We start from the raw sequence: 23,389 nt of genomic DNA, 5'->3' as shown, positions 1-23,389 counted from the left end.
ACGACATACTACGATGGACTTGTGGCTCAGTGGATAGATTTATGGAACAGCGACGACTGGCGCGCCGAAACGGCTGGATGGATCGATGCCGCCTGCGATGCGTATGGCATCGAACGCACCGCCGAGCCGGAGTTTTGGCCCACCCACCTCGGTAGCGTGGGCGCCGCGGTGGAAACCGACGCCGCCCATCTGGTGTTTACCGCCAATGCGCCGGGTCTGGCGGCCGAGCCGGCGGTGACGGTGACCGCAGGCCAGCTCGTACCGGACCGCGTGGTGATGCCGCTAGCCATCGACCGCGTCGCCGGCTATATGCTCAGCCCCGACTTCGGGCACGCGCTGGGCGAGGTGAGCGACAGCGTGGAGAGCTGGGAACTGGCCATGGCCTCGCTGGCGGCGCTCCAGGTCTCCCTGATGGGCCAGCAAGATGCCTTCTTCGACGCCGGCCTGACCGTGGTCGATCCGCAGTTCTTGCCGGAGCAGTATGAGCAGGCGCTGACCCTCCATGTCTCCATGGACGCCAACCACCCGCTGCATCTTCCCCCGGCGCGTGCCGACAAGCTCCATTCCCGCTTGGGCGAACTGCGTGCGGCTTGCACTGCGCTGCACGCCGGGCCGGTGCCGCTCTCGCTGGAGCACGGGGCCTTCGATCTGCACAAGGTCATCACCCCGGCCGAGGTCGGCCAGCAGGGCCGCATTGTGCACTTCGGTTCGGCGCACTGGGCGCACCCCTTCTCCTCGCTGGCCCGCCCCTTGGCGCTTATGCAGGAGCAGTGGGATTGCACCGTCGACGACGAACGCGTTATGCGGGTGCTCTTCGCCTACCTGGGCCAATTCTCCGACTACGGGACGCCCGACGAGCTCTTCGATTTGATCGGTCCGGCCTGCATGATCGCCCCGTTGGCGCAGCATGAGACCTGGCTGCGGCTGTTGCTGGAGGCCGACGACAAGGATGTGGCCGAGCACGCCGAACACGTGCTCGAAACCCTGTACATCGGCTAATGCGCGCTGAGCCGGGTACTGACCGAGCGCACGGTCGTCACCTCGGCAAAGCCTCCGCCGGATAGGTTGGCGGCGGTAGCGCGCATGAGTTCTTCCCCGCTCAGCACCTGCGCACCTCCTCCAAGGATCGCGTGCACCTCGGCGTCGCTGGGCAAGGCCACGGGGAAGGTCGTGGTGGCATCTAGCGGCAGAACGATCTGGAACCCTAGGTTGCTCCCCATGCGCGAGGTGGTTTCTACGCACATATTCGTCTGGATGCCGGCCACAATGAGCGTGGTTATGCCACGGGCCCGGAGCCAAGCCGCTAGGTCGGGTTCGCCCAAAAAGGCCGAGTTCACGTGTTTCCGGATCATGAGCTCCGGCGTCACCGCTGCTACCTCCGCGAAGAGCCGATTTCCGGGGTTGGCCGGGTGCAGCGGCGAATCGACGTGGACACTGTCATGTTGCACGATGACCACAGGAACCCCGTTTCGTTCGCAGTCCCGCAGCAACGTGCCTACCGCGGCGCGGCAGCCCGGCAGGTCCACCGGTTCACCCCAGAAGGGGTCTTCGAAGCCGCGTTGCATGTCGATGAGGATGAGGGCGGTATTGCTCGGGTTCAGGGGCATCATTTCGTTCATGGTTCTATTGCATCGTCGTTCGCAGCCGCCCACCAGTGGCAGATACGCCAGTAACCGGTAGGATTCTGCCATGCCTAATTTCCGTGTCGGTATTTTGGTGTTTGATCAGGCGCGCAGTTATGACGTGGTTACGGCGACCGAAATCTTCGCAGACCGTTCCGCCCATGGCCTACCGGCGATGCACGTCGAGTTTTGCTCCGGCGCACCGAGGGAATCGGTTCGGTTGGACACCGGACTGCAGATCGCCCCGGTCCACCACTCGCGCGCCTATGATCTCCTGGTCGTGCCCGGTTCGGAGCAGCTCCTGGGTCGGCTAGTGGAGCCCGACCTCGAGCTCATTGCACGCGCCACGCACCCGACTAAAGCGGTGGCTGGCCTATGCACCGGTGCCTTCGCGCTGGCCGAAGCCGGGGTGCTAAATGGCGGGCAAGCCACCACACATTGGCGCTACACCGACCTCCTGGCGCAGCGGTACCGACAGATCTCGGTGCAAAGTTCCCAGATTTACGTAGCGAGCGGCGAGTTCTGGACCTCGGCGGGGGTCAGCGCCGGGGCGGATCTGCTGTTGCATCTAGTCGACGAATTCCACGGGCGGTCCGTGGCCGCTCAAATCGCCAAGTCCATGGTGTTGCCGCTGCATCGAGCGGGAAACCAGTCACAGTTCGTTGATCACACGCTCGCCGGCCAAACGGCCTCGCCCCTGTCCGAACTCGCCGAGCGCGTACGTCATGATCCACGTCGAGATTGGTCGGTTCGCGCACTGGCCCGAGCCTTGGCCGTCTCGGAACGCTCGTGCCACCGTCTCTTCCACGCCCGGCTCGGGTGCACGCCCGCGGCGTGGATCCAGCGCGAACGGCTCGAGGTCGCCCGGCAACTGCTTGAAAATACCGATCTAACCGTGGGGCGGGTGGCCGAGCAGTCCGGTGTGGGCAGCGCAGAAAACCTGCGTAAGCTCTTTGCGTCCCGCTTCGGGATCTCGCCCACCGACTACCGCCGGCGCTTTGGCGGGCAAGTTAGCCGCGTAGCACCCGCATAAGGGTCGGGGCCCGGTCGGTCATCAGCGCGTCGACCCCACGCTCGACCAACTGGCGCATCTGCGCCTCGTCGTTGACCACCCAAACGTGCACCTCGGTGCCCGCACCTTGCACCGCGCGCACCAACCGCCTGGTTGCCACGGGCAGGCCCTTATAGGTGGCGGGGATCTGCACCGCCCAGTAGGGTCTGAGCAGCCCGCGCGGCACCCGGCCCAAGAGCTGGGCGCAGGCGTAGATCTGGGCCATCTGGCGCTGACCCGGCGAGCGCCGCACAGGGCGCCCGAGCAGATGCGCCACGGCGGCCGATCGCCTGTCGTCGAAGGAGGCCAGCGCGATGCGTTCGTGCACCGAGCGACGGTCGATGAGGCAGGCCAACGGGGCGATGACCGCCTCGTCCTTGACGTCGATATTCAGCATGGCCTCGGGAAAGGCATCCAGCAGCTCCTCGAGCCGGCACAACGGCTGGCCGTTGGCCCGCACCTCGGCGAGCTGAGCGTCGGTGTATTCGGCGATGGGGCCGCGCGCGTCGGTTACCCGGTCGAGGGTGTCGTCGTGAAAGGCGTAGACCGTACCGTCCTTGCTGGCGCGAACATCGGTTTCGAAATGCCGGATGCCGGCCTGCCAGGCGCGTTCGAAGGCCAGCAGGGTGTTTTCCTCGCTGCCGGTGCGCACCCCGCGGTGGGAGAAGGCGTAGGTCATTTCAGGATCCCCTCGATCACCTGGGCCACCCCGTCCTCGAGCAACGGCGGGGCAAGATACTCGGCGGTTTGGCGGACCAGCGCGTGCCCGGAGGCCATGGCGTAGCCGTGTCCGGCGTAGCTAAGCATCTGCAGGTCATTGGGCATGTCCCCGAAGGCCATAACTTCTTCCGGGGCGATACCCAGGCGTTCGGCATAGACCCGTAGGGTCTGCGCCTTATCGATCTCCACATGGGCCATCTCCAAAAGCGACATGTCGAAGGCCGAATGGGTGACCGAGAGCATCTGTCCCAGCTGCTCGGCGACCAGCCCATAAAAATCGTCGATCGGCAGGTGCGGGGAGCGGGCCAGAAATTTCACGATCCCCTCGCTGTCTAGCACCGGCCCGTTCAAATCCAGCTCACCGAGGCATTCCATGGGGCGGTGCGGATCGGTGAAGCCCGGGCCCAGATGCAGGCCCTTAGTGGTTTCCGCCGCGAAGCTGGCCTGCGGTTCGTGCTCGAGGATGATCTGTGCTGCGGTGCGCGCGGTGGCGGCGCTCAACGTGCGCGAGAAGAGAATCTCGCCGCTGGCCAGGTCATAGAGCACGGCGCCGTTGGAGCAAATCACCGAGCCCAGGCCGCCGAAGGCCTCGATCACCGGGTCCAGCCAGCGGTAGGGCCGTCCGGTGACGAAGACGATTTCGATGCCCGCGTCCCGCGCGGCGAGGAAGGCCTCGCGGGTGCGCTGGGAAATCGTACCGCCGGGGGTGATGATCGTGCCGTCGAGATCGGAAGCGATCAGCCGAATCATGCAAGCTCCGTCCGATGCGGCGGATTGGCCCCGGCGCGAGATACGGTGACCGCTGCCGCCTGCGAGGCGAAGTCCAGCGCCTGGCGCAACTCGGGAACGCTTAGTTCATGCAGGGCCTGCCGGTTCTCGGCCCCGAGCATCTGGTGCTCGGCCAACCAGCACAATAGCGCGGCGGTGAAGGTGTCGCCGGCGCCGACGGTGTCGACGACCTCGACCACCGGCGAGGCGTGTTCGGCGTCCCCGGCACGCACCACGCCCCAGCAGCCGCGCGAGCCGGAGGAGGTCACCACGATGCCCGGGCCCATATCGAGCCAGGCCCGCGCCGAGTCCTGCACCGAACGCATCGGGTAGAGCCAGCGCAGGTCGATACCGGATACGCGCACCACGTCGGAATGGGAGACGAACTGCTCCACATGGGCGACGGTTTGCGCGTGGCTGGTTACCAGCGAGGGGCGCAGATTCGGGTCGTAGCTGATGGTGGCGTGTGCGCGGGCCTTTTGGAGCAGCGGGAGCAACTCGTCGGGTCCGAAGAGCGTGGCAATGGAGCCGGTGTGCACCAGCTCGCTGTCTTCCGGCAGGGCCGCGCCGATATGCGGCAACTTCCAGTAGGCATTGAAGGCGAAGGCCGCACCACCGGCCGGGTCCAGAATGCCATGGGCAATCACGGTGGGTTCCTCGTCGCGTCCCCCGAGCACCTTGACCTGATTCGCGGCCAGATAGGACTCGATCTTCGCACCGTGTTCGTCGTCGCCCCACCGGGAAATCAGGGTGCCGGGGTAACCGAGCCGGGAGAGCGATACTGCCACATTCAGCGGGCTGCCGCCGACGAATTCCTGGGCCGGTGCAATGCCGGAGGCCAGTACGTCCACTAGCGCCTCGCCGATCACGGTCGGGTTCATCATGCTCCTCTATCCCCCATGCAAACTGACCACCTCGCGTACGCAGGCGGCCCATTGCGCACTCGTCGGGTCGATCCACGTGTAGTGGTCCCCCTCAAACATTTCCCACCGGTGCTCCTGGCCGACGGCCTGGGCACGGGTTACGGCGCTGCTCAGTAGCTGCGCCGGAACATCCTGATCGGTGCGTCCATGAAAGAGTATGACACGGGCCGCGACGGGCCATAATTGCACCGGGTCGTAGGGCGCCAGATCCAACGGGCCGAGCAGCTCGTTGACCGCATCGTGGCTTAGCCCCAGCTCGCGGGCCAGCCTCAGATCCAGCACCCCGGCCTGCGAGATAACCTGGCTGACGCGCGGCTCATGGGCGGCCAGCAGGCAGGCCAGCTGGCCACCGGCGGAGTGGCCGATGACGCTGATCGGTCCCGGCTGCTCGATCAACGCCAGCGCCGCCCGGGCGTCGTCCAGCATCAGCTGTGCGCTACCGGGTCCCCGCCGATACTCGAGGTTGTAGGCCGGCACGCCGCGGGCAGCCAGGTCCTTGGCCAGCGGGACGCCAAGCTCGGCGGTGTACTTCTGCCGCCAGTAGCCGCCGTGAATGATCAGGGCGGCCCCGGGCAGGGAAGGGAGTGCCGGGGCGAAGTACTGCAGCTGCTGGTCGGGGTGTTCCCCGTAGTGCACGATCATTTGCCTTCGAATTGTGCGGTGCGCTTCTGCACGAAGGCGGCACGTCCCTCCACCGAATCGGCGGTGGTGAAAGCCTCACGGAAGGATTCGGCCTCGATCTGGAGCGCCGCGGCGGTGTCCTGGCCCTCCATGCGCACCATGGCCCGTTTCGCGTTGGCCACCGCGGTAGGCGCCACCTTGGCGATGTCGTTGATGGTCTGCACCGCGTTATCGAGCAGTTCTTCGGCCGGGACGACGCGGTTGACCAGTCCGATGCGAAGTGCCTCGGCGGCGTCGATGCGGCGGCCGGTGAAGATCAATTCGCGGGCCATCCCGGCGCCAATTCGGCGCGGCAGACGCACCGATCCGCCAAAGCCGGGCACCAGGCCCAGGTTGACCTCCGGCTGCCCAAAGCTGGAGTTCTGGGCGGCGTAGATGAAGTCGCAGGCCAGCGCCAATTCGCAGCCACCGCCGAGGGCGAAACCATTGACCGCGGCGATCACCGGGATCTGCAGTTCTTCGAGGGCCAGGGTGACCGCGTGCATGCGCTGCCCGTAGGCCTGGGCCTCCTCGGGGCTCATCTCATTCATCTGCACGATGTTGGCACCGGCCACAAAGGCCTTGCTGCCGGCGCCGGTCAGGACGACGCCGCGGTAGCTAAAGCCACTATCGCTCAGCCAGTTCACCAGTCGTTCAAGGTCCGCAACGACCTCGAGGGCTAGCGCGTTGAGCGATTCGGGCCGATCGATGGTGACGATCAGGGCGTTCTCGCGGGTCTCTAGGGTCAGGGTCTCAAAGTGCTCCATGCTCCCACTTTCTCACGACTGTGGCCCGGGCCACTGTCGTGGCTTAGCGGCGTTTCTTCGGCCCCTTGCCTTGGCGCCGCGGCCGTTGGGTGCCGCCGCGGGCGGGTCCACCGCCGCGTTTGGCCGGGCGCGCGGCGGGCTTGGACTGCTGTTGCTGCGCCTGGCGCACCGAGGCCTGCCGCGAGGAACTCGCCCCGCGCCCACGCACCACGCCAATGAACTCTTCGAGGGCTTCGGCCACCGGGGAGTCCACCGGCCAGCAGATGCCGATCATGCTCGGCTCCCCGCCCGCAATTTCGCGGGAAATCACATCCTTGCGGCCAAAGAGGCGAGCCAGGCTCATCGGCATGCGCGCAATGAAGGCGCCGGTGGCTACCAGCTCCATGGCCGCGTCCACTCCCCCGGCCTCCGGCGGGAAGTCCGCCAAATCCAGTTGAGGGTATTGTTCGAGTTCCGCGACGGGGATGCTTTCGTCGTAATACTCCACGTCGTGATCGCGTGCGGCGCAGACCACCTCGAGCTCTTCATAGAGCGGAATGACATGCCGGGTGTCGTCCTTGGGCGACTGGCCAGGGGCAAAGCGCAGGAACACCGCGTCGGCCAGGTCATCGCCGAGCAGGCCGAGGATATTGTCCGCGTCGTAGCGTTCGGCATGCAGTTCGATCTGCGGATAGCGTTCGGCAAACCGGGTCAACCATTTACCCGGGGTGACCCCGGCGGTGTAGAAAATTCGCAGCACGCGTTAAGCCTACGCGCCCACGGATACAACAGGGCACCGCCTCCCGAGGGGAAGCGGTGCCCTGATAGGCCGCCGGGGCCTACTTGTCGGTCTTCACAACCAGCACATCGCACGGGGCGGAGTGTGCCACCGAGGAGGCAACCGAGCCGAGCACGCGGCCCAGACCCTTCATGCCAACGTTGCCGACGACGAGCATCGAGGCGTTGCGGCTCTCGGCCTCGGAGATCAGCACATCGCCCGGCTTGCCGTGACCGGCAGCTGCGGTGATGTTCACGCCAGCCACCTTCTCCTTGACGTCGTTGGCCACGCGCTGAGCCAGCTTGCGAGCCTGCTCGGCGTCGTCCAAGATCCAGGTGTCGGAACCGATGGAGACAACCTCGGTGTTATCCGAAGCATGAGCGGTCACGACGACCAGCTCGGCCTCCAACTTCACGGCCAGGCTAGCGGCACGAAGGGCGGCGCGCTGTGCGGTTTCCGAACCGTCGACTCCAACGATGATGGTTTCAGACATGTTTTCTCCTCTATGTCAGTAGTGAGTTCGTTTGGTAGCTTACATCCATTGGTGACCGAGGTCACAGTTTGTGTTAGTTTGCGTGCTCGCGCAGGAAAGCGACCGCTCTCCCCCAAGCCTGCGCGGCGAGTTCGGCGTTGTAATTGCCGGCCGGGTTTTCGTCATTGTGGAAGGCGTGCGCGGCGTCGTAGTAGTAGAACTGCACCTCGGCGCCGGACTGCTCCCGGATCTGCTGCTCCTGCGCCTTGGCCTGCTCCACCGGGTAGAAGTCATCGAAGTTGGCGTAGTGGCCCTGCACCGCGGCGCGCACCCCGCTGTAATCCTCCGGCACACCCTGACCCACACCGTAGAAGGGCACCGCAGCGCTGATGCGCTCCCCTTGCTGCGCGGCGAGGTTCAGCACAAAGCCGCCGCCCATGCAGAAGCCGATGGCGCCCACGCGCTGACTTGTCACTTCCTCGCGCCCCAAGAGGTAGTCCACGGCACCGGCTAAGAGCCGGGCGCCGGTTGCTTCGGGAAGCTTGGACATCATTTCGGCCGCTTCATCGCCGTCGTGGGTGATCCATCCGCCGAACAGGTCCGGGGCCAGCGCCACAAAGCCTTCGGCGGCCAGGCGATCGGCCACGTCGCGGATGTGGTCGGTCAGGCCCCACCATTCCTGGACGACAATGACCCCCGGTCCACGACCCGATTCCGGGATCGCTAAATAGCCGTGAGCGCTCTGCTCACCGGAGGCGAAAGAGACATTCTGGTGCGGGGTTTTTTCAGCCATTGACTTCCCTATTCAGGTAACGATTAACTGCGCTCTCAGTGTAGGCACATGGCGGTGATTTCGTCATTGATTGCAGTCACATCCGGGCGAATTTATCGCGGCCACCCTTCGCTAGGATGAATGGCATGAGCAACGCACCACACCCGCGCAGCGACTCGCCGACCCGGCGGGTGACCGCCGCCATGGTTGCGGCCGAGGCCGGGGTTTCCACCGCGACGGTGTCACTGGTGGTCAACGGCAAAACGGCCGGACGAGTCTCGGCCGCCAATGAACAGCGCGTCCGCGAGGCCATCGATCGGCTCGGCTACGTTTTGGATTCGGTGGGTAGCTCGTTGGCCCGCGGCGTGAGCTCCACCATCATTCTGGTGGCCCCGGATATCTCAAACCCGTTCTTCGCCCAGCTCATCTCCGGGGTGCGTCAGGTGTTGGCCACGGATTACCACCTGTTGCTCTCGGTCAGCGATCCCGGGCAACGCCCGAGCCTCACCGAGGTTTCACGCCTCTTTGGCCAGCGTCCGGCCGGACTGATCCTCCATGCCCCGGACCCCGAATTCTTAGCTGGCGTACCCGCGCATGTACCCGTGGTGGCCGTCGATGCCCCCGATGCGCCCGAGACGGTGCCGGCGGTGAATTTCGACGTGAGCCAGGGCGCCCGGCTCATTGCCGAGCATCTGCACTCCCGCGGCCACCGCACCATTGCCTACCTCGATGCCGCCACGGGCACCGCAACGCTGCGCGTGCGCCGCGAGGCCTTCATGGCCGCCGCGACAAGCCTAGGGATGACGGTGCTGCAGCATCTGCCCGTGGCCACCACCATCGACATTGCTGCCGCGGGCGCTAGTTTTACTGCCGCCTGGCCACAAATGCACGCGGCACAGGCCAGCGCGGTGGTCTGCGCTACGGATACCCAGGCCTATGGTGTCTTGCAGGAGGCGCGCGCCGCCGGATTAGAGGTTCCGCGCGACCTAGCGGTGACGGGCTTCGACGATCTACCGTTCTCCGCGTCAATGAACCCCGGGTTGACCAGTATCAACCTTGCCGCGGATGCAGTGGGCGTGCAGGCGGCAACGATGCTGCGCAACCTGCTAAGCGATACGAACATCGAGCAACGCCAGCTAATCTGGCCAAGCCGCCTGGTCGTACGTGGCTCAAGCGCCGTGGACTAGTAGGCCTCGCCTGCCTTAGGGGTGCGCCGAAGGCCGCACGAAACTATACTGACGTGCACAAGCCCCGCGCCCGGAAGGCGAATGATAATGTCCTACGCCGATCCAGAGATTATCCAACGACCCGCGATCCACACCGCTGCGGTGCGCGATACGGTGGCCCTAGCCAACATTCCCGCCTTTTACGATCGGGCCTACCCGTTGATTTCGCGCACCCTTGCCGCAGCGGGAGTAAGCCCTTCGGCGGCACCCATGGGAATTACGCACGGGGAACCCGGGGAACTACTCGACCTTTCGGCCGCCATTCCGGTGGCCGACCCGTTTGCCGCCACCGGCGAGGTCATCGGTGAAACCCTCCCGGCCGGCCGCACCGCGACGCTGCTGGTCACCGGGGACTATTCGCAGCTGGCCGATGCCTACGGATACCTCTATCGGTGGATCGGCGAGCGCTCGCTCACGCCCTCGGGGCTCGCTTGGGAGCAGTATCTTACCGAGCCTCACCCGGACGCAGACCCTGCGTTGAATCAGACGCTACTGGCGGTCGCGATCGACTAAGCGGCGCCCAGGCGAAAATCGTAAATCCGACCCCGACTAGCGCACACACCGCCAGTACCAGCGCGATCCGCGGCAACCCGATGCGTGCTCCCAGCACCCCGGCCAGTGGATAGCACAGCAAGAAACACGCATGGGACAGCGAAAACTGCGCCGCGAACACCGCTGGGTGTTCATCGCTTGAGGCATTGCGGCGCAAGAGCCGAGCCGACGGGGTCAACACACCAGAGGTTGCCGCCCCGAACAAAACCCAGAGCACGACGAGAATGAGCCACTGCTCGCTGCCTCGGCCCCAACCGATCACGGTGGCCGCGGCGAGCAGCAGCACCGGAAGCGCGCCGGCACAGAGCAGCATGACCCGCCGGTCCGTGAACCTCCCCAACAATCCGGGCATGCTCAAGGCGACGCACATGGAACCCGCACCATAGGCACCCAGTAGCAGTGCGACTTCCACCTGCCCCAGCGCTAGGTTGCCGCGCACCAGTACCACGGTGTTGATCAGCACCATGGAGGAGGCCGCGGCGACGGTTAGATTAAGGCCGAGAAGTCCGCGCAGTTCCTTGCTGCGCCCGAAGCGGTGAATTCCGCGGGTCAGCCGGTGCACAAATCCGCCGGGCGGCGTAGCAGGCTGGAGCGGGAAGTTGGTGGCGGTCACGAGGATCGCCGAAAGCAGGAACCCGGCAACGGTCCCCAGAAATAGGTTGCTGTAACTGAGCACCGACAGCAGCGCGGCGGCGAGCAACGGGCTTAGTAGCGCCTCGAGATCGTAGGCCAAGCGCGAAAGCGACAGCGCCCGTGTGTAGTCCTGCTCTTCGGGCAGGATAGACGGTATCAGGGCCTGAAAGGTCGGGGTAAAGGTGGCCGATGCGCTTTGCAGGACAAAGATCAGCACGTAGATCTGCCACACCTCACCCACGAAGGGCAGGCAGAGCGCCACAGCGGCCCGCAGCAGATCCGCGGTAATCATGACCGCCTTGCGCGGTAAGCGGGCGATCCAGGCTGCGATGAGCGGAGCACAGAACACGTAGGCGAGCATCTTAATGCTCAGGGCCACGCCGAGCACCGACCCGGCCTGGGCGCCGGCCAGGTCGTAGGCCAGAAGCCCTAGGGCCACGGTCAGTAGGCCGGTACCTAGCAGGGCGACGATTTGGGCCGTGAAAAGCTTTGCGTACTGCCGGTTACTGAGAACGCGCAACATCGTGATCACCCTCAGGCGTGGTGGTGTGGCGGCGCCTGGCCATTGGCCACCGCGTGCTCGGCCTGTTTTACCGCCTCAATGACCAGCTTGGCGGCATGCTCATCGGTGAGCCGGTAGAGCACACTGGTGCCCTCCTGTCGTGTGGTGACCATGCGCGCCATGCGCAGGCGCGCTAGGTGTTGGGACACCCCGGCGCGCTTTTTCTCGACGATTTCGGCCAGGGCGTTGACCGAGAGTTCCCCGGCCTTGCGCAACGCAAGGATGATTCTGATGCGCGTGGCATCGGAGAGTATGCCCATGACCTCGGCCGCGAGTTCGATGTATTCGGACTCGGGATCCAGTCCGCATCGCTTGTTATGTGCATCCATGCGCACAGACTAACATTAAAGATTCTCGAAGGTCAGGAGACTTTCGCGCACCCAGCGGTGGCTACTCGATGAGTTTTCCGCTCTTGGCCACTTCGGGATCGGTGCACGACGACAGATCAAAGCAGCAGGGGCGTCGCTTGCCATCGCGTAGTTTCGAAATGCTGACTTCGACGCGGCGCTCGCGCGTTTGCTCGTTCTTCGTCGCGCCAACCCAGCGCACCCATTCCCAACGCGCCATGGGTGTCAGCGAAGTCCAGGTCTCCGCTAGATCGTCGGCCTGCTTCAACGCATCGGAGAGATCCTCCGGCACCTCCACCTCGGGCCAGACCTTGCTTACCGACGCCGGCAAAGACACGGAATCGCCGGATTTCACCGACCCGCGCAACGCCGCAGGGACCGGCAACCAGTGCCCGCGACGCCCATCCGGTTCGATCACCAGGGTCGTCGGTTCGCCCTTGATCTCGGTATCCACCGCCACCTGCCCTCGACTTGGCAATTTCGCGCTGGACACTTCGTCAAAACGGATAATCGCACGGCCCGCGACCTCGTCAACGGTTCCGTGGAGCTCAAAGCTATGTGATTCGACTGCCATAGGGGCATCCTAGCGGCAGCACCCACGGCTAGCGAGGCGCCGGTCGTTCGGCACTCGATTCAATGAGATAGCTTCGCACCTGGGCGATGTTTGCAGTCTTACCGGCCCCGGTGAAGCGAAGAACATGACTAAAATCCAGACGCACCCCCGCACCGAGGAGGAATCCGTCACAGGAGGCGAAACGACCGTGGGTGATCACCGAACTAATTTCGGCATGTTCCGCTTCGAATCCCGGAAACATTCGCGTGACGCTCTCGGGACCCTGCGCGATCCCCTCTCCCGCGCGCCACCACTCGAAGTCCTTGGCGAGCCACGGCAACCATGGAGCCACGTTTCCCAGCACCCACTGCTCAAAAAGTTCAACCGTTAACTGCGATCGCGGAGAATTCCCGCAACCGCCGGGGGTTATGACCTGCATATCGTCCACACTCCTTAACACGGCGATCCTACGCTGGGGCGTTGGCCAAGCACAGGGCCTTCGGCCGGTGTGCCGCGAGTGGCAACTGTTCCTATATATAAGGAGTATGCGTCGTCCGGGGTTCATACGACGCCCAGAAATACGAAAATGACCCTTGACCAGAGATCTTCTCCCGGTCAAGGGCCATTTTTGTTTTGTGCGCGAGGGGGGACTTGAACCCCCACGACCTTGCGATCACTGGCACCTGAAGCCAGCGCGTCTACCAATTCCGCCACTCGCGCATATTCATTTTTTGGTCACCACTCTCGCGGCAACAAGAAATAGCTTACACACACTTTTTGCGATCGCCTAATCGAATGGGATGGTTGTGACGACAAACACCAACGGAACCAGTTTTGAGTCCAAATCGTTGCCTTTCTGGCACCCTCTGCGGCCACCTATTTCCGGTGATTCCACAGCTGGTGACAGTAAGATCGACTTTGAGCTTCCGTACCCGACACCGTTTGGGTGCGGATTTCATTGCAATGTATCGGGCATAACCACCAAGGGAAGGAGCACGCGCTATGGGTTTTTTCGACAACGTCGAACGTGGTCTCGAAAAGGTCGTCACCGGCTTCTTCCGTGGCAACAGCACCGCCGAAATCAAGCCGGTCGAGCTCACCACCGCGCTACGCAACCAGATGGATCGTTCGATCCTCGCAATTAGCGAGGGCCGAAGCCTGGCACCGAACTCGTTCACCGTGGCGTTGAACCAACGCGACTTTGACACGGCCAAGAGCTGGAGCTCGGTTATCGTTCAGGAAATCGCGACGGTGACCGCCGACCACGCCTCGAGCCAGGGCTACAACCTTCAGGGCGAGGTGCGTATTCGTTTCACGCTCGACGACGAGTTGCGCCCGGGTGAACGAGAAATCTCCGCAGACTTCCAGGACGCCGCGAAACCTGCGGCCAACCCAGCTCCGGCACCGCGCCCGGCCGCCAAGCCAGCACCGCAACCATCGGCTCATCCGGCGACACAGACCGTCGCTCAGCCGCGGCCGGTGCCGCATCCCCCGGCAGCCCCGGTCGCTAAACAAGCCATCGTAGAAGTCGCCGGTGAACGCTACGCGGTACACCACCACTCGATCGTGCTGGGACGTTCGAATAGCAGCGACATCCCCGTGGACGATGCGGGCGTCTCACGCCAGCATGTGCGCATCGAAACGCACGCCAACGAGGAATTCACCGCCACCGATCTGGGTTCAACCAATGGCACCTACATCGACGGCAAGAAGATCTCCTCAGCCACGCAAATCTTTGACGGCACGGTGATCACCATCGGGCAAACCAAAATCATCTTCAGATTAATCACCCCCAAGCAGGGAGGTGCTGCATGAACGACCTAGTACTAAACATCTTCCGGCTCGCGTTCTTGGCCTTGATTTGGCTACTGGTGCTTGGCATCGTAGGTTCAATGCGCCTTGACCTCTCGATCGGTCGCAAAGCCCGCACTGGCACCCCCAGTGCCCGCACGCTTCGCAAGCATCCCGAGCTGGCCGAGCCGGAGCCAACCTCGCGCAAGGCCGCCAGCACGTTGGAAATCACCGACGGCCCACTGGCCGGACGCGTTATTGAGCTCCAGGGCCAGCCGATCCTTTTCGGACGGGCCCAGGACGCCACCGTCGTCTTGGAAGACGACTATGCCTCGGGCCGACACGCCCGACTCTTCCCGCAGGGTTCACGCTGGTTTATCGAGGATCTCGGGTCCACCAATGGCACCTTTGTGGGCGATACGCAATTGACTCGGGCGCAGGCTGTCGAACCCGGTCAGCGAATTCGCATCGGGAAGACCGTTCTGGAATTGAAGGCCTAGCCTATGGCTCTAAAGCTTGAATTCGCGGCCAAGTCTGATGTTGGACGGGTCCGAAAAAAGAATGACGATTCTGCCTATGTTGGGCAGAATCTCGCCGTGCTGGCAGATGGCATGGGTGGTCATGTTGGCGGCGACGTCGCCAGTGCCTCGACCGTCCTCGATCTAATCCATCTGGATAACCCGCATACCCCCGAGCCGGAAAATGCGTTGCCCGATGAAATTCAGGCGGCCAATCTTGTGCTCAATGAGCTTGTCGCCTCCAATCCGAAGCTTTCGGGCATGGGCACCACCGTCACCTCGCTTTTGCTCTCCGGCAGCACGCTGTACATGGCCCATATTGGCGACTCTCGGGCCTACCGGCTCAAGGACGGGGTCTTTGAGCAAGTCTCGAAGGATCACACCTTCGTGCAGCGACTCGTCGAAGAGGGGCGCATCTCCCCTACCGACGCCGAAAGCCACCCGCATAAGAACGTGCTCCTACGCGTTCTCGGCGATTCCGATGCCTCTCCCGAACTTGATATCCAGCAACATGAGGCAGCACCCGGAGAACGCTGGTTGCTCTGCTCCGATGGTTTGACCGACGTTGTCCCGGATCCGGTTATCGAACAGGCCCTGCGCGGGACCAAGGACCTGGATCAAGCGGTCAATGACCTGGTCGCGACCACCTTGCAAAACGGTGCGCCCGATAACGTCACCGTGGTGATTTTCGAGGTTGTCGAATCCGATGACGTAAACGCAGATGTCACCGACCCCTATGAGCCGGCGCCGAATACCGAACAGCTGACCATTGCCGCCGAAGGCGATGTTGAAGCCAGCGCGGTCTTGCTGCGCCATGAGATTTCACAGCGCCCGCATCTACTGGTTGGTGCCGCCCAGCTGGCCACACAAACCGGGCAAATACCGGTGGTCACGCAGAGCACGGGCGAACGCCGCGCGGCGGCCCTTCTGACCCACCGCTCCCCCGAGGCCAGCGAGATCCTCGATCCGGCCGTGGAACCGGAGCGGCCACGTCGCCGCTGGTTCCTCTCCGCCCTGTTGACCATGATGACGATTTTGATCGTGGTCGTGGGTGCGTGGGGCTACCTGTGGACACAAACCCAGTACTACGTAGGGTCGGTGGATAACAGGGTCGCGATATTCAAGGGCGTTCCGCAAGAGCTGGGGCCGATTTCACTCTCCGAGGTCGACTCGGTCAGTAATGTGCCGCTGGATGCGTTACCGGAATATTCACGCCAGCGTGTGCAATCGAGCATTCATGCCAACGATCTGGACCACGCCCGGGCGATGGTTCAAGAACTTCTGGTCACCGCCAAGCAGAACTGCCCCGTGCAGGCTCCCGGCGACGACGACAAGGAAAATGAGCAACGAGACCTGCCAGACTACTGCAAGGAGATTCTGCGATGACCGAAGTGCAAACGGCACCGGTTTCACGCCGTAATCTCGAACTGCTCCTGTTGCTCTTGGCCCTCGCCGTAGGTGCCTCGGCCTTCTATCTGGTCGGCGTCACCACAGAGGCCACCGACGTGATGGTGATCGTGAAGCAGATCGGCGTCCTAGGCGTTCTGGGGCTGATTATTCACGTGCTCCTGCGCATCTTCGCCAAATATGCCGATCCGGTAATACTTCCGATCACGGTGGCCCTCAATGCCCTGGGCTTGGCCATGATTTACCGAATTGACATGGCAAAATCTACCGACCAAGCGAGCCGTCAGCTGCTTTGGACGGTCATTGCCGTGCTCGTCGCGGCGGTGGCTCTGTGGATAATTCGGGATCACAGAACCCTGCGACGATTCACCTACATATCGCTTGCGGCATCTTTGATTCTGCTCGTTCTGCCGATGATTCCCGGGCTGGGCGTCACGATCAACGGTGCGCGCATTTGGATCCACGTAGGTAGCTACTCGATGCAGCCAGGCGAGCTGGCCAAGATTACCTTGGCGATCTTCTTTGCCGCCTACCTCTCGTCGAATCGCGACTTGATCCTCATGGCCGGGCGCAAGGTCGGACCGCTCCAGCTGCCACGTATGCGCGATATGGCCCCCATGGTGTTGGCCTGGCTCATGTCTATAGGCGTGCTCGTGGTCCAACGTGACCTCGGATCCTCGATCCTGTTCTTCGGCATGTTCATCGTCATGGTTTACGTGGCAACTGCCCGAATTTCATGGGTGCTGATCGGCTTCCTCTTGGTGGTCGTTGGCGGCGTTTTCGCCGGGTCGACCATGGGTCACGTAACCCGCCGCCTGAACACCTGGCTCAACGCGTTTGACCCCGAGGTGTATCAGGCCTCGGGCGGCAGTATGCAGATCGTCGAGGGACTGTTCGGCATGGCCGATGGTGGACTCTTTGGCACCGGCTTGGGCGCTGGTTCCCCCTACCGGGTACCACTGGCCAACTCCGACATGATCATTGCTTCGTTTGGTGAAGAAATTGGGCTGATCGGTGTTGTCGCCATCGTGTTGCTGTTCATGCTGTTGATCAGCCGTGGGCTGCGTACCGCGCTAGGTTCACGCGACGCCTTTGGAAAGCTACTGGCAACCGGCCTGTCGGTGACCTTGGCACTGCAATGCGTGGTCATTATCGGAGGAGTCACCCGACTGATCCCTCTCACGGGTCTCGCCACGCCCTTTATGGCAGCCGGTGGTTCGTCCCTGCTGGCGAACTGGATCATCGTGGTCATACTCCTGCTGATCTCCCACAACGCTCGACGCCCAATGGACGAGACAGCAACCCCAACCGATGTCGTTGCCACTCCCTCAGCTACTCATAAGGCGGTGAAATCCTCATGAATCACGCAATTCGACGCGTATGGATCGCGCTAACCGCCCTGTTCCTCATCTGCATCGGCGGACTCACCTATATTCAGTTCTTTGCCTCGCAGACCCTTGCCGACAACCCGATGAACAAACGGCAGTTGTACCGTGAGTTCGATTTGCCGCGTGGGGCGATTCTGGTCGACGGTAAGTCGATTGCCGAATCGGTCGCCACCGACGAGGGCCAGTTCACCTACCAGCGCAAGTACAACAACCCAGAGGTGTATGCGCACCTGACCGGGTTCTATTCGCTGGCCAACGGGAGCACGCACCTCGAGTCGCAACTCAACGGATGGCTCACCGGTTCAAGTTCCGACTTGCTCTTCGACCGTCTGGCGGCCATGTTCACCGGCCAAGAATCCGAAGGTGCCTCGGTTGAACTGACCATCGATGGAAAGCTGCAACAGACTGCCTACGACTTAATCCCTAATGATGGAACCAAGGCAACGATCGTCGTCACCGACGTAAAGACTGGCGCCATCAAGACCATGGTGAGCAAGCCCAGCTACGATCCGAATCAATTGGCCGTCCACTCCACGAAGAAGGCTGCCGATAACCTGAAGAAGATCAACGCGACCAAGGGTCTCAGCGTTTATCGAAACCCGGCGATCAACGATCTTGTGTCCCCCGGTTCTTCATTCAAGATCCTAGACACCGTGGCGGGCATCGAGTCTGGAAAGTACAACAAAGACACCAAACTTGAGAACCCATCGAAGATCAAATTGCCCGGCACCAACACGCAATTGGGTAACTTCGACGCGGGCATTTGTTCCAACCGCCCGAACGCCACCTTGGAGTTCATCTTCACTCAAAGTTGCAATACACCGTTCGTGAATATGAGCCAGGATCTTGGCGAGGGTGCCTTCGTAGACGTGACCGAGCGTTTCGGTTTCGGACAACAGCTTAATATCCCATTGCGCGTGACTCCATCGGAATTCCCACGTGATATGGAACCTTCGCAATTGGCAATGGCGGTCATCGGTCAGTTTGATACTAAGGCCACACCACTACAGATGAACATGGTCGCCATGGGTATTGCGAACAAGGGTGTGATCATGCAACCGAACCTGATCAAAAAGGTGATCGCCCCGGACCTACGGATCGTCGATGAGCCGAAACCGAAGGCATTCTCGACCGCGACTACGCCTGAGGTGGCCGCACAGGTTGCCGAACTGATGAAGGGGCCAGTGGAATCTGGAACCGCAATGAATACTCGAGTTCCTGGGGTAGATCTGCGGGTTAAGACCGGAACGGCACAGATCGGCAATACCGGCCTCGTTAATTCGTGGATCACCGGTTTCGCACCAGGGGACGACCCACAGTACGCCATCACCGTAAATGTAGAACGCGTTCCCTACGACAAGGGCCATAATCTGGCCGGAGCACTTATGAAAGAAATGACGAAGGCGGTGTTCACCCAGTGAGGCCAGTAATCGGTACCACCATGGGAGGTCGCTACAAGCTGACCGAACGCATCGCGATCGGCGGCATGGGCGAAGTTTGGAAGGCCCGCGACCAAGTACTTGGTCGTCTCGTGGCCATCAAAATCCTCAAAGAGGAATACACCAACAACGAAGCCTTCCTCAAACGCTTCCGCGTCGAAGCGCGCCATACCGCGCTGCTGAACCACCCCGGCATTGCCGGCGTCTTCGACTACGGCGAAGAGGGCGGCTCTGCCTACCTCGTCATGGAGCTGGTCCCCGGCCAGCCGCTGTCCAGCATCATCGAGCGGGAACGCAAGCTCGACGTCGACCGCACCCTCTCGCTCATTGCGCAAACCGCTCGCGCCTTGGCCGCAGCCCACGCCCACGGCTTGGTACACCGCGACGTGAAGCCGGGAAATATCTTGGTGATGCCCTCGGGCACCGTGAAGATTACCGATTTTGGTATCGCCCGCGCCGCCGATCAGGTCCCGCTGACCGCTACCGGACAGGTTATGGGCACCGCCCAGTACCTAGCCCCGGAACAGGCCACCGGACAGCAGGCAACCGGTAGCTCGGATATCTATGCCCTCGGCGTTATCGGCTACGAATGCCTTGCGGGACGACGCCCATTCACCGGCGAGTCTCAAATTGCTATTGCGTTGGCTCAGGTCAACGACGCACCGCCGCCGCTACCTGAAAGCCTGCCGGCCCCGGTCCGTCAGCTGATCATGTCAATGCTGGCCAAGGAGGCCGCAGACCGGCCCAAGGATGCCACGGCACTAGCCGAGGCCGCCGACGCCCTGCGGGCCGGCGATACGAACACTGCGGTGATCGCCGTTCCTGGCATGCTGGCCACCGGTGTTCAGGATGCCGCCACGCAGGCACTGAATGTTGATGATTCAGATGCCACACAGGTCGTACCCCGCACCACGGCGAACCCCTCGGCTCCGATGACCAATGCCATGCCCACCGTGGTGGCCCCGGCGGACGAGAGTTTCTCGGCTAGCTCGAGCGGCGCAGAAGCCCCCGGAGGCTTCGATGCCGATGGGAGCGATCATCCAGAGGACGAAGAGGAAAAGCGCAACCCGTGGCTGATTCCCTTGATCGCGATCATTGCAATTGCGCTATTGGTCGCCCTCGGCGCATGGTTGATTCCGAAATTTACCGGCGCAACTGATCCTGACGAAACGCCGTCCAACTCGGAGACTACGCAGGTCACGGAGTCCGAGTCACCCTCGGAAAGCGAGAGCGAATCGCCAAGCCCAAGTGAGTCCGAGTCGGAGTCGGAAACCCCGACCAGCGAGTCGCCAAGCGAGAGCGAATCGACGGTAAACGTCAATCCCGAAGCACTTTTGGGGCAATCCTTTGACTACGTGCGCGGGCAGTTGGAAGGCCTTGGACTCACCGTTTCCGAGAAGGTCGTTGAAGACCCCGACGTTGCTCCGGATACGGTAACCGACATCCAGCCTTACGGCGATGTCGCCCGAGGTTCAACGGTGACCGTTACCTACACCAAGCTTCCGGAACAACAGCCGGTGCCGTCGGTGACTGGAACTAGCCGCAGCCAGGCCGAGTCCACGCTGAAATCGGCTGGATTTAAGTTGGGCGATGTCGACACCGAGTACTCGAATTCGGTGGCTAAGGGTTCGGTCATCAGCCAAAGCCCAAATGCCGGTGCCATGCTCGAACCCGGTGATGAGGTAGATATCGTCGTATCCAACGGTCCGGAGCCAACAACGCCGTCGCAAACTCCTACCGAATCGAGTACTCCGACGACCTCCAGCATCCCTAAGGAAACGGCGCAGGGCGATGAATGAGACGCAACTTCCGCCGGGCGTGCCCACGCTGATTAGCGACCGTTATGAAATGTTGTCGCTAATCGGCAGGGGAGGCATGGCCGATGTCTATCTTGCAACCGACCATGTACTGGACCGTCCGGTAGCGGTAAAGCTTCTGCGCGCGGACACAGCCAATGACCCAATGGTGCTCAATCGCTTCCGTCGGGAAGCGCGTAGCGTCGCGGGACTGAGCCACCCGAATATCGTGGCCGTCTATGACACCGGCGATCTGCCCGTGCAACAGGGACAGGAGCCGCTGCCCTATATCGTCATGGAGTACGTTGAGGGCCATTCGCTGCGCCAGATTGTGCGCGAAGAACGACTGGATGTAGGCACCAGCATCGAGATTATCTCAGGTGTGTGCGCCGCACTGGATCATTCGCATGCGAAGAATGTGGTGCACCGCGACATTAAACCGGCCAACGTGATGGTCACCAATGATGGCCACGTCAAGCTCATGGACTTCGGCATCGCTCGAGCCGTCGATGCCTCGGCCACCATGACACAGACAGCCGCGGTAGTGGGCACCGCACAGTATTTCTCCCCCGAGCAGGCGCGCGGAGAAGCCGTGGACTCTCGCTCAGACATCTACTCAACCGGATGCTTGGCCTATGAGTTGTTGACCGGACGTCCACCGTTTATGGGTGACTCTCCGGTATCCGTGGCCTACCAGCACGTCGGTGAGGAACCCGAGGTTCCCAGCCAGGTAGATTCCGCCCTGCCCGACCTCTTTGACGCTGTACTGCTCAAGGCGCTGAATAAGGATCGTGAACAACGTTTCGCCACAGCCGGACAGTTCGCAACGGCACTACGGGATGCCGAAAATGGCATTCCCTTCGTCGAGGATGAGTCTGACGCAACGATCCCTGCTCTGGCGATCTATGCCCAGGATTCAACGCCCACGCGACGCGAAGAGCACCCCGCGACCGACCAGCACCCGCTCTTTGCCCCGCAGGAATATTCTCGCGCCGCAGCCCAGAAAACGGGGACAAATGCGGGGATGCTATGGCTGCTCTCCATCATTGCCGTAGCGGCAGTCGCCATCGCCAGCTACTTCGTCTACACGTGGTACCAAGCCGATCAGGAGCGACGAGCTCCTGTTTCGGTTCCCGAGGTGACGAACATGGACGAGGGCACGGCGACCACCCTGTTGCGTGATGCCACGTTCAACGTGAATGTCGAGCCTAAATTCGACGATAACGTCGAAGAAGGCAAAGCCATCGGCACCGACCCCGGCGCCGGAGAAAGTATCGCCAAGGAATCGACCGTTAAGCTCTTCATCTCTCAGGGTTCTGAGCAGCGCACCATTCCGCAATCTCTAGCCAATACCTCCGAAGCAACGGCTCGCGCGACATTGCAGGACGTCGGGCTTGAAGTGGGCGAGGTAACCCACGAACACAGCGCCACAATTCCGGAGGGATGGGTCATTTCAACCTCCCCGGACCTCGGCGATAACGTGAAAGCTGGAAGCACTGTTGACTTGGTTCTTTCCACCGGAAAGGTAGTCGTCCCCTCCGTAACCGGGATGTCGAAGGAAGAAGCCGAGAAGACCCTCACGGACGAAGAGCTAGGCCTCAAGGTCCAGTTCATTGATGAAGAGACATCGGATTACACCGAAGGAAAGGTCTTCAAGCAGGATCCCGAGCCCAAGCAGGAAGTCACTCCGGGTCAACTAATTACGTTGACCGTGGCAAAAGCGCCCGAGGAACCGACGCCTAGCGAAGAGCCCGAAGAGTCTAAAGAACCTAATGAGCCTTCCGAAAGCCCCCAGGGTTCCTCGAAGCCGCCGGTTTTGAACCCAACGACCCCTGGCCGCGCCAACTAGTAGCGCGGCCGGGGAGCGTGGCTATTCGCCGCTGAAAAGCGGGCTGAGCCGGGCCGAACGCGCGGCCGCGCCGCCCATCCCTAGCGATTCAAGCCAGTTGCCCAGCATGAGGTAACCGTCCTGGGTAAGTACGGATTCTGGGTGGTACTGCACGCCCCATAGAGGCTTCTCTCGGTGTGCGAGCCCCATGATCACGCCGCCAGCGGTCTGTGCGGTGATCTCCAGCTCGTCCGGGATGGTCTCCCGCACGGCAGCCAGCGAGTGGTAGCGCGTCGCCGTAAAAGGATTGGCGACGTTCGCAAAGAGTGGATGCTCTTCATGACTGACCAATGAGGTCTTGCCGTGCATGAGCTCTTCGGCGTGGGTGACCGTTCCGCCGTAAGCCTCGGCGAGCGCCTGGTGTCCTAGGCAGACGCCGAGCATGGGCTTGGCGTGCTCTCCACACCAATGAATCAAACCAATGCTGACGCCGGCCCCCTGCGGGTCTCCAGGCCCGGGGGAGACCAGTACCCCGTCGAATCCCTGAGCGAGCTCAGTAGCCGCTTCAAGGCTAAGTGCATCGTTGCGAATCACCGTGGTTTCGGCGCCAAGCTCCTGCAGATAACCAACGAGGGTATAGACAAAACTGTCATAGTTGTCGATGACGAGGATCTTGCACGTGCTCACGGTGTGTTGAGACCAATCGTTGATTCGGTGAACGGGCTGAACTGACTCAGCCACGGGAAAACATACATCATCAGTAATAGCACGATCGCTGCGATCAAGATCAATGCTTCAATGATTCGTAACCAAATGGGTCCGGGCAGATTCCGGAAT

25 protein-coding genes and 1 tRNA gene are annotated in these 23,389 nt (G+C 62.2%); 11 read left to right on the top strand and 15 right to left on the bottom strand.

The features are described from left to right. Window positions 1-21: 21 nt before the first annotated feature. Complete coding sequence (locus ACJD00_RS00250) at window positions 22-999, top strand: hypothetical protein (protein WP_418907981.1); 978 nt, start codon at window positions 22-24, stop codon at window positions 997-999. Here the strand turns inward: ACJD00_RS00250 and ACJD00_RS00245 are convergent. Continuing rightward, a complete protein-coding gene (locus ACJD00_RS00245) occupies window positions 996-1,691 on the bottom strand; it encodes an isochorismatase family protein (RefSeq protein ID WP_418907980.1) in 696 nt (231 codons plus the stop codon). The two genes, ACJD00_RS00250 and ACJD00_RS00245, sit on opposite strands and share 4 nt — an antisense overlap. On the opposite strand from ACJD00_RS00245, the gene ACJD00_RS00240 reads away from it, so the two are divergent. After that, a complete protein-coding gene (locus tag ACJD00_RS00240) occupies window positions 1,690-2,655 on the top strand; it encodes a GlxA family transcriptional regulator (RefSeq protein ID WP_418907979.1) in 966 nt (321 codons plus the stop codon). The genes ACJD00_RS00245 and ACJD00_RS00240 overlap by 2 nt on opposite strands. Here ACJD00_RS00240 and ACJD00_RS00235 read toward each other — a convergent pair. From ACJD00_RS00235 to ACJD00_RS00200, 8 genes are all read right to left on the bottom strand, one after another. Then, window positions 2,633-3,352 carry a glycerophosphodiester phosphodiesterase family protein gene (locus ACJD00_RS00235; protein ID WP_418907978.1) on the bottom strand — a complete coding sequence of 240 codons (720 nt, stop codon included), beginning with the start codon at window positions 3,350-3,352 and terminating at the stop codon, window positions 2,633-2,635. The genes ACJD00_RS00240 and ACJD00_RS00235 overlap by 23 nt on opposite strands. Then, window positions 3,349-4,143, bottom strand: coding sequence for an HAD family hydrolase (locus ACJD00_RS00230; protein ID WP_418907977.1), 795 nt, complete (start codon window positions 4,141-4,143; stop codon window positions 3,349-3,351). Before ACJD00_RS00230 ends, ACJD00_RS00235 begins: the two co-directional genes overlap by 4 nt. After that, entirely contained in the window at window positions 4,140-5,045 is a 906-nt protein-coding gene (locus ACJD00_RS00225; protein ID WP_418907976.1) for a carbohydrate kinase family protein, read from the bottom strand. The genes ACJD00_RS00230 and ACJD00_RS00225 overlap by 4 nt, the downstream gene beginning before the upstream one ends. A 6-nt stretch (window positions 5,046-5,051) precedes the next feature. Continuing rightward, on the bottom strand, window positions 5,052-5,726 hold the full coding sequence (locus ACJD00_RS00220; RefSeq protein ID WP_418907975.1) for an alpha/beta fold hydrolase: 675 nt from the start codon (window positions 5,724-5,726) through the stop codon (window positions 5,052-5,054). Further along, window positions 5,723-6,511: an enoyl-CoA hydratase/isomerase family protein gene (locus ACJD00_RS00215; RefSeq protein ID WP_418907974.1), complete on the bottom strand. Its 789-nt coding sequence runs from the start codon at window positions 6,509-6,511 to the stop codon at window positions 5,723-5,725. The genes ACJD00_RS00220 and ACJD00_RS00215 overlap by 4 nt, the downstream gene beginning before the upstream one ends. Window positions 6,512-6,554: 43 nt before the next feature. Continuing rightward, on the bottom strand, window positions 6,555-7,250 hold the full coding sequence (locus tag ACJD00_RS00210; protein ID WP_418907973.1) for a LysR family transcriptional regulator substrate-binding protein: 696 nt from the start codon (window positions 7,248-7,250) through the stop codon (window positions 6,555-6,557). Between the two features lie 79 nt (window positions 7,251-7,329). Continuing rightward, window positions 7,330-7,761 carry a universal stress protein gene (locus ACJD00_RS00205; RefSeq protein WP_418907972.1) on the bottom strand — a complete coding sequence of 144 codons (432 nt, stop codon included), beginning with the start codon at window positions 7,759-7,761 and terminating at the stop codon, window positions 7,330-7,332. Window positions 7,762-7,834: 73 nt separating this feature from the next. Continuing rightward, window positions 7,835-8,533: a dienelactone hydrolase family protein gene (locus ACJD00_RS00200; RefSeq protein ID WP_418907971.1), complete on the bottom strand. Its 699-nt coding sequence runs from the start codon at window positions 8,531-8,533 to the stop codon at window positions 7,835-7,837. Window positions 8,534-8,658: 125 nt separating this feature from the next. On the opposite strand from ACJD00_RS00200, the gene ACJD00_RS00195 reads away from it, so the two are divergent. Further along, entirely contained in the window at window positions 8,659-9,699 is a 1,041-nt protein-coding gene (locus ACJD00_RS00195) for a LacI family DNA-binding transcriptional regulator (protein ID WP_418907970.1), read from the top strand. A gap of 87 nt (window positions 9,700-9,786) precedes the next feature. Then, a complete protein-coding gene (locus ACJD00_RS00190) occupies window positions 9,787-10,251 on the top strand; it encodes a GyrI-like domain-containing protein (RefSeq protein ID WP_418907969.1) in 465 nt (154 codons plus the stop codon). Here the strand turns inward: ACJD00_RS00190 and ACJD00_RS00185 are convergent. The 5 genes from ACJD00_RS00185 to ACJD00_RS00165 all read right to left on the bottom strand — a co-directional run bounded on the left by ACJD00_RS00185 (window position 10,184) and on the right by ACJD00_RS00165 (window position 13,105). Beyond that, on the bottom strand, window positions 10,184-11,446 hold the full coding sequence (locus ACJD00_RS00185; protein WP_418907968.1) for an MFS transporter: 1,263 nt from the start codon (window positions 11,444-11,446) through the stop codon (window positions 10,184-10,186). The genes ACJD00_RS00190 and ACJD00_RS00185 overlap by 68 nt on opposite strands. Before the next feature lie 11 nt (window positions 11,447-11,457). After that, window positions 11,458-11,814: an ArsR/SmtB family transcription factor gene (locus ACJD00_RS00180; protein WP_418907967.1), complete on the bottom strand. Its 357-nt coding sequence runs from the start codon at window positions 11,812-11,814 to the stop codon at window positions 11,458-11,460. Between the two features lie 61 nt (window positions 11,815-11,875). After that, window positions 11,876-12,406, bottom strand: coding sequence for a YdeI/OmpD-associated family protein (locus tag ACJD00_RS00175; RefSeq protein WP_418907966.1), 531 nt, complete (start codon window positions 12,404-12,406; stop codon window positions 11,876-11,878). Window positions 12,407-12,434: 28 nt separating this feature from the next. Further along, a complete protein-coding gene (locus ACJD00_RS00170; RefSeq protein WP_418907965.1) occupies window positions 12,435-12,824 on the bottom strand; it encodes a hypothetical protein in 390 nt (129 codons plus the stop codon). A gap of 197 nt (window positions 12,825-13,021) precedes the next feature. Continuing rightward, window positions 13,022-13,105, bottom strand: a tRNA-Leu gene (locus ACJD00_RS00165). A 282-nt stretch (window positions 13,106-13,387) separates the two neighbouring features. Between ACJD00_RS00165 and ACJD00_RS00160 the strand changes: the two genes are divergently transcribed. The 7 genes from ACJD00_RS00160 to pknB are packed head-to-tail and all read left to right on the top strand — an operon-like array spanning window position 13,388 to window position 22,573. Beyond that, on the top strand, window positions 13,388-14,200 hold the full coding sequence (locus ACJD00_RS00160) for an FhaA domain-containing protein (RefSeq protein WP_418907964.1): 813 nt from the start codon (window positions 13,388-13,390) through the stop codon (window positions 14,198-14,200). Then, window positions 14,197-14,676, top strand: a complete 480-nt coding sequence (locus ACJD00_RS00155; RefSeq protein ID WP_309410307.1) for an FHA domain-containing protein FhaB/FipA — start codon at window positions 14,197-14,199, stop codon at window positions 14,674-14,676. The genes ACJD00_RS00160 and ACJD00_RS00155 overlap by 4 nt, the downstream gene beginning before the upstream one ends. 3 nt (window positions 14,677-14,679) lie before the next feature. Then, the gene (locus ACJD00_RS00150; protein WP_418907963.1) at window positions 14,680-16,080 is read left to right on the top strand and encodes a PP2C family protein-serine/threonine phosphatase; all 1,401 of its coding nucleotides are present in this window, start codon (window positions 14,680-14,682) and stop codon (window positions 16,078-16,080) included. Next, on the top strand, window positions 16,077-17,462 hold the full coding sequence (locus ACJD00_RS00145) for an FtsW/RodA/SpoVE family cell cycle protein (protein ID WP_418907962.1): 1,386 nt from the start codon (window positions 16,077-16,079) through the stop codon (window positions 17,460-17,462). Before ACJD00_RS00150 ends, ACJD00_RS00145 begins: the two co-directional genes overlap by 4 nt. Then, window positions 17,459-18,910 carry a penicillin-binding transpeptidase domain-containing protein gene (locus ACJD00_RS00140; RefSeq protein ID WP_418907961.1) on the top strand — a complete coding sequence of 484 codons (1,452 nt, stop codon included), beginning with the start codon at window positions 17,459-17,461 and terminating at the stop codon, window positions 18,908-18,910. Before ACJD00_RS00145 ends, ACJD00_RS00140 begins: the two co-directional genes overlap by 4 nt. Continuing rightward, window positions 18,907-20,727: a protein kinase domain-containing protein gene (locus ACJD00_RS00135; protein ID WP_418907960.1), complete on the top strand. Its 1,821-nt coding sequence runs from the start codon at window positions 18,907-18,909 to the stop codon at window positions 20,725-20,727. The genes ACJD00_RS00140 and ACJD00_RS00135 overlap by 4 nt, the downstream gene beginning before the upstream one ends. Further along, window positions 20,720-22,573, top strand: coding sequence for a Stk1 family PASTA domain-containing Ser/Thr kinase (gene pknB / locus ACJD00_RS00130; RefSeq protein WP_418907959.1), 1,854 nt, complete (start codon window positions 20,720-20,722; stop codon window positions 22,571-22,573). The genes ACJD00_RS00135 and pknB overlap by 8 nt, the downstream gene beginning before the upstream one ends. 21 nt (window positions 22,574-22,594) lie before the next feature. Here pknB and ACJD00_RS00125 read toward each other — a convergent pair whose 3' ends face one another. Continuing rightward, window positions 22,595-23,239 (bottom strand): anthranilate synthase component II, encoded by a 645-nt coding sequence (locus ACJD00_RS00125; protein WP_418907958.1) that lies wholly within the window; start codon window positions 23,237-23,239, stop codon window positions 22,595-22,597. Between the last annotated feature and the right edge of the window lie 150 nt (window positions 23,240-23,389).

Source organism: Glutamicibacter endophyticus (assembly GCF_048457885.1).
GTDB lineage: Bacteria > Actinomycetota > Actinomycetes > Actinomycetales > Micrococcaceae > Glutamicibacter > Glutamicibacter endophyticus.
This window is presented reverse-complemented; position numbering and strand designations above follow the sequence as displayed.

Excerpts from the sequence above, each read along its gene's own strand:
- ACJD00_RS00240 (WP_418907979.1), top strand. The coding sequence starts at position 1,690 with ATGCCTAATTTCCGTGTCGGTATTTTGGTGTTTGATCAGGCGCGCAGT.
- ACJD00_RS00245 (WP_418907980.1), bottom strand. The coding sequence starts at position 1,691 with ATGGCAGAATCCTACCGGTTACTGGCGTATCTGCCACTGGTGGGCGGC.
- ACJD00_RS00235 (WP_418907978.1), bottom strand. The coding sequence starts at position 3,352 with ATGACCTACGCCTTCTCCCACCGCGGGGTGCGCACCGGCAGCGAGGAA.
- ACJD00_RS00230 (WP_418907977.1), bottom strand. The coding sequence starts at position 4,143 with ATGATTCGGCTGATCGCTTCCGATCTCGACGGCACGATCATCACCCCC.
- ACJD00_RS00225 (WP_418907976.1), bottom strand. The coding sequence starts at position 5,045 with ATGATGAACCCGACCGTGATCGGCGAGGCGCTAGTGGACGTACTGGCC.
- ACJD00_RS00220 (WP_418907975.1), bottom strand. The coding sequence starts at position 5,726 with ATGATCGTGCACTACGGGGAACACCCCGACCAGCAGCTGCAGTACTTC.
- ACJD00_RS00215 (WP_418907974.1), bottom strand. The coding sequence starts at position 6,511 with ATGGAGCACTTTGAGACCCTGACCCTAGAGACCCGCGAGAACGCCCTG.
- ACJD00_RS00205 (WP_418907972.1), bottom strand. The coding sequence starts at position 7,761 with ATGTCTGAAACCATCATCGTTGGAGTCGACGGTTCGGAAACCGCACAG.
- ACJD00_RS00200 (WP_418907971.1), bottom strand. The coding sequence starts at position 8,533 with ATGGCTGAAAAAACCCCGCACCAGAATGTCTCTTTCGCCTCCGGTGAG.
- ACJD00_RS00195 (WP_418907970.1), top strand. The coding sequence starts at position 8,659 with ATGAGCAACGCACCACACCCGCGCAGCGACTCGCCGACCCGGCGGGTG.
- ACJD00_RS00190 (WP_418907969.1), top strand. The coding sequence starts at position 9,787 with ATGTCCTACGCCGATCCAGAGATTATCCAACGACCCGCGATCCACACC.
- ACJD00_RS00185 (WP_418907968.1), bottom strand. The coding sequence starts at position 11,446 with ATGTTGCGCGTTCTCAGTAACCGGCAGTACGCAAAGCTTTTCACGGCC.
- ACJD00_RS00180 (WP_418907967.1), bottom strand. The coding sequence starts at position 11,814 with ATGGATGCACATAACAAGCGATGCGGACTGGATCCCGAGTCCGAATAC.
- ACJD00_RS00175 (WP_418907966.1), bottom strand. The coding sequence starts at position 12,406 with ATGGCAGTCGAATCACATAGCTTTGAGCTCCACGGAACCGTTGACGAG.
- ACJD00_RS00170 (WP_418907965.1), bottom strand. The coding sequence starts at position 12,824 with ATGCAGGTCATAACCCCCGGCGGTTGCGGGAATTCTCCGCGATCGCAG.
- ACJD00_RS00160 (WP_418907964.1), top strand. The coding sequence starts at position 13,388 with ATGGGTTTTTTCGACAACGTCGAACGTGGTCTCGAAAAGGTCGTCACC.
- ACJD00_RS00155 (WP_309410307.1), top strand. The coding sequence starts at position 14,197 with ATGAACGACCTAGTACTAAACATCTTCCGGCTCGCGTTCTTGGCCTTG.
- ACJD00_RS00150 (WP_418907963.1), top strand. The coding sequence starts at position 14,680 with ATGGCTCTAAAGCTTGAATTCGCGGCCAAGTCTGATGTTGGACGGGTC.
- ACJD00_RS00145 (WP_418907962.1), top strand. The coding sequence starts at position 16,077 with ATGACCGAAGTGCAAACGGCACCGGTTTCACGCCGTAATCTCGAACTG.
- ACJD00_RS00140 (WP_418907961.1), top strand. The coding sequence starts at position 17,459 with ATGAATCACGCAATTCGACGCGTATGGATCGCGCTAACCGCCCTGTTC.
- pknB (WP_418907959.1), top strand. The coding sequence starts at position 20,720 with ATGAATGAGACGCAACTTCCGCCGGGCGTGCCCACGCTGATTAGCGAC.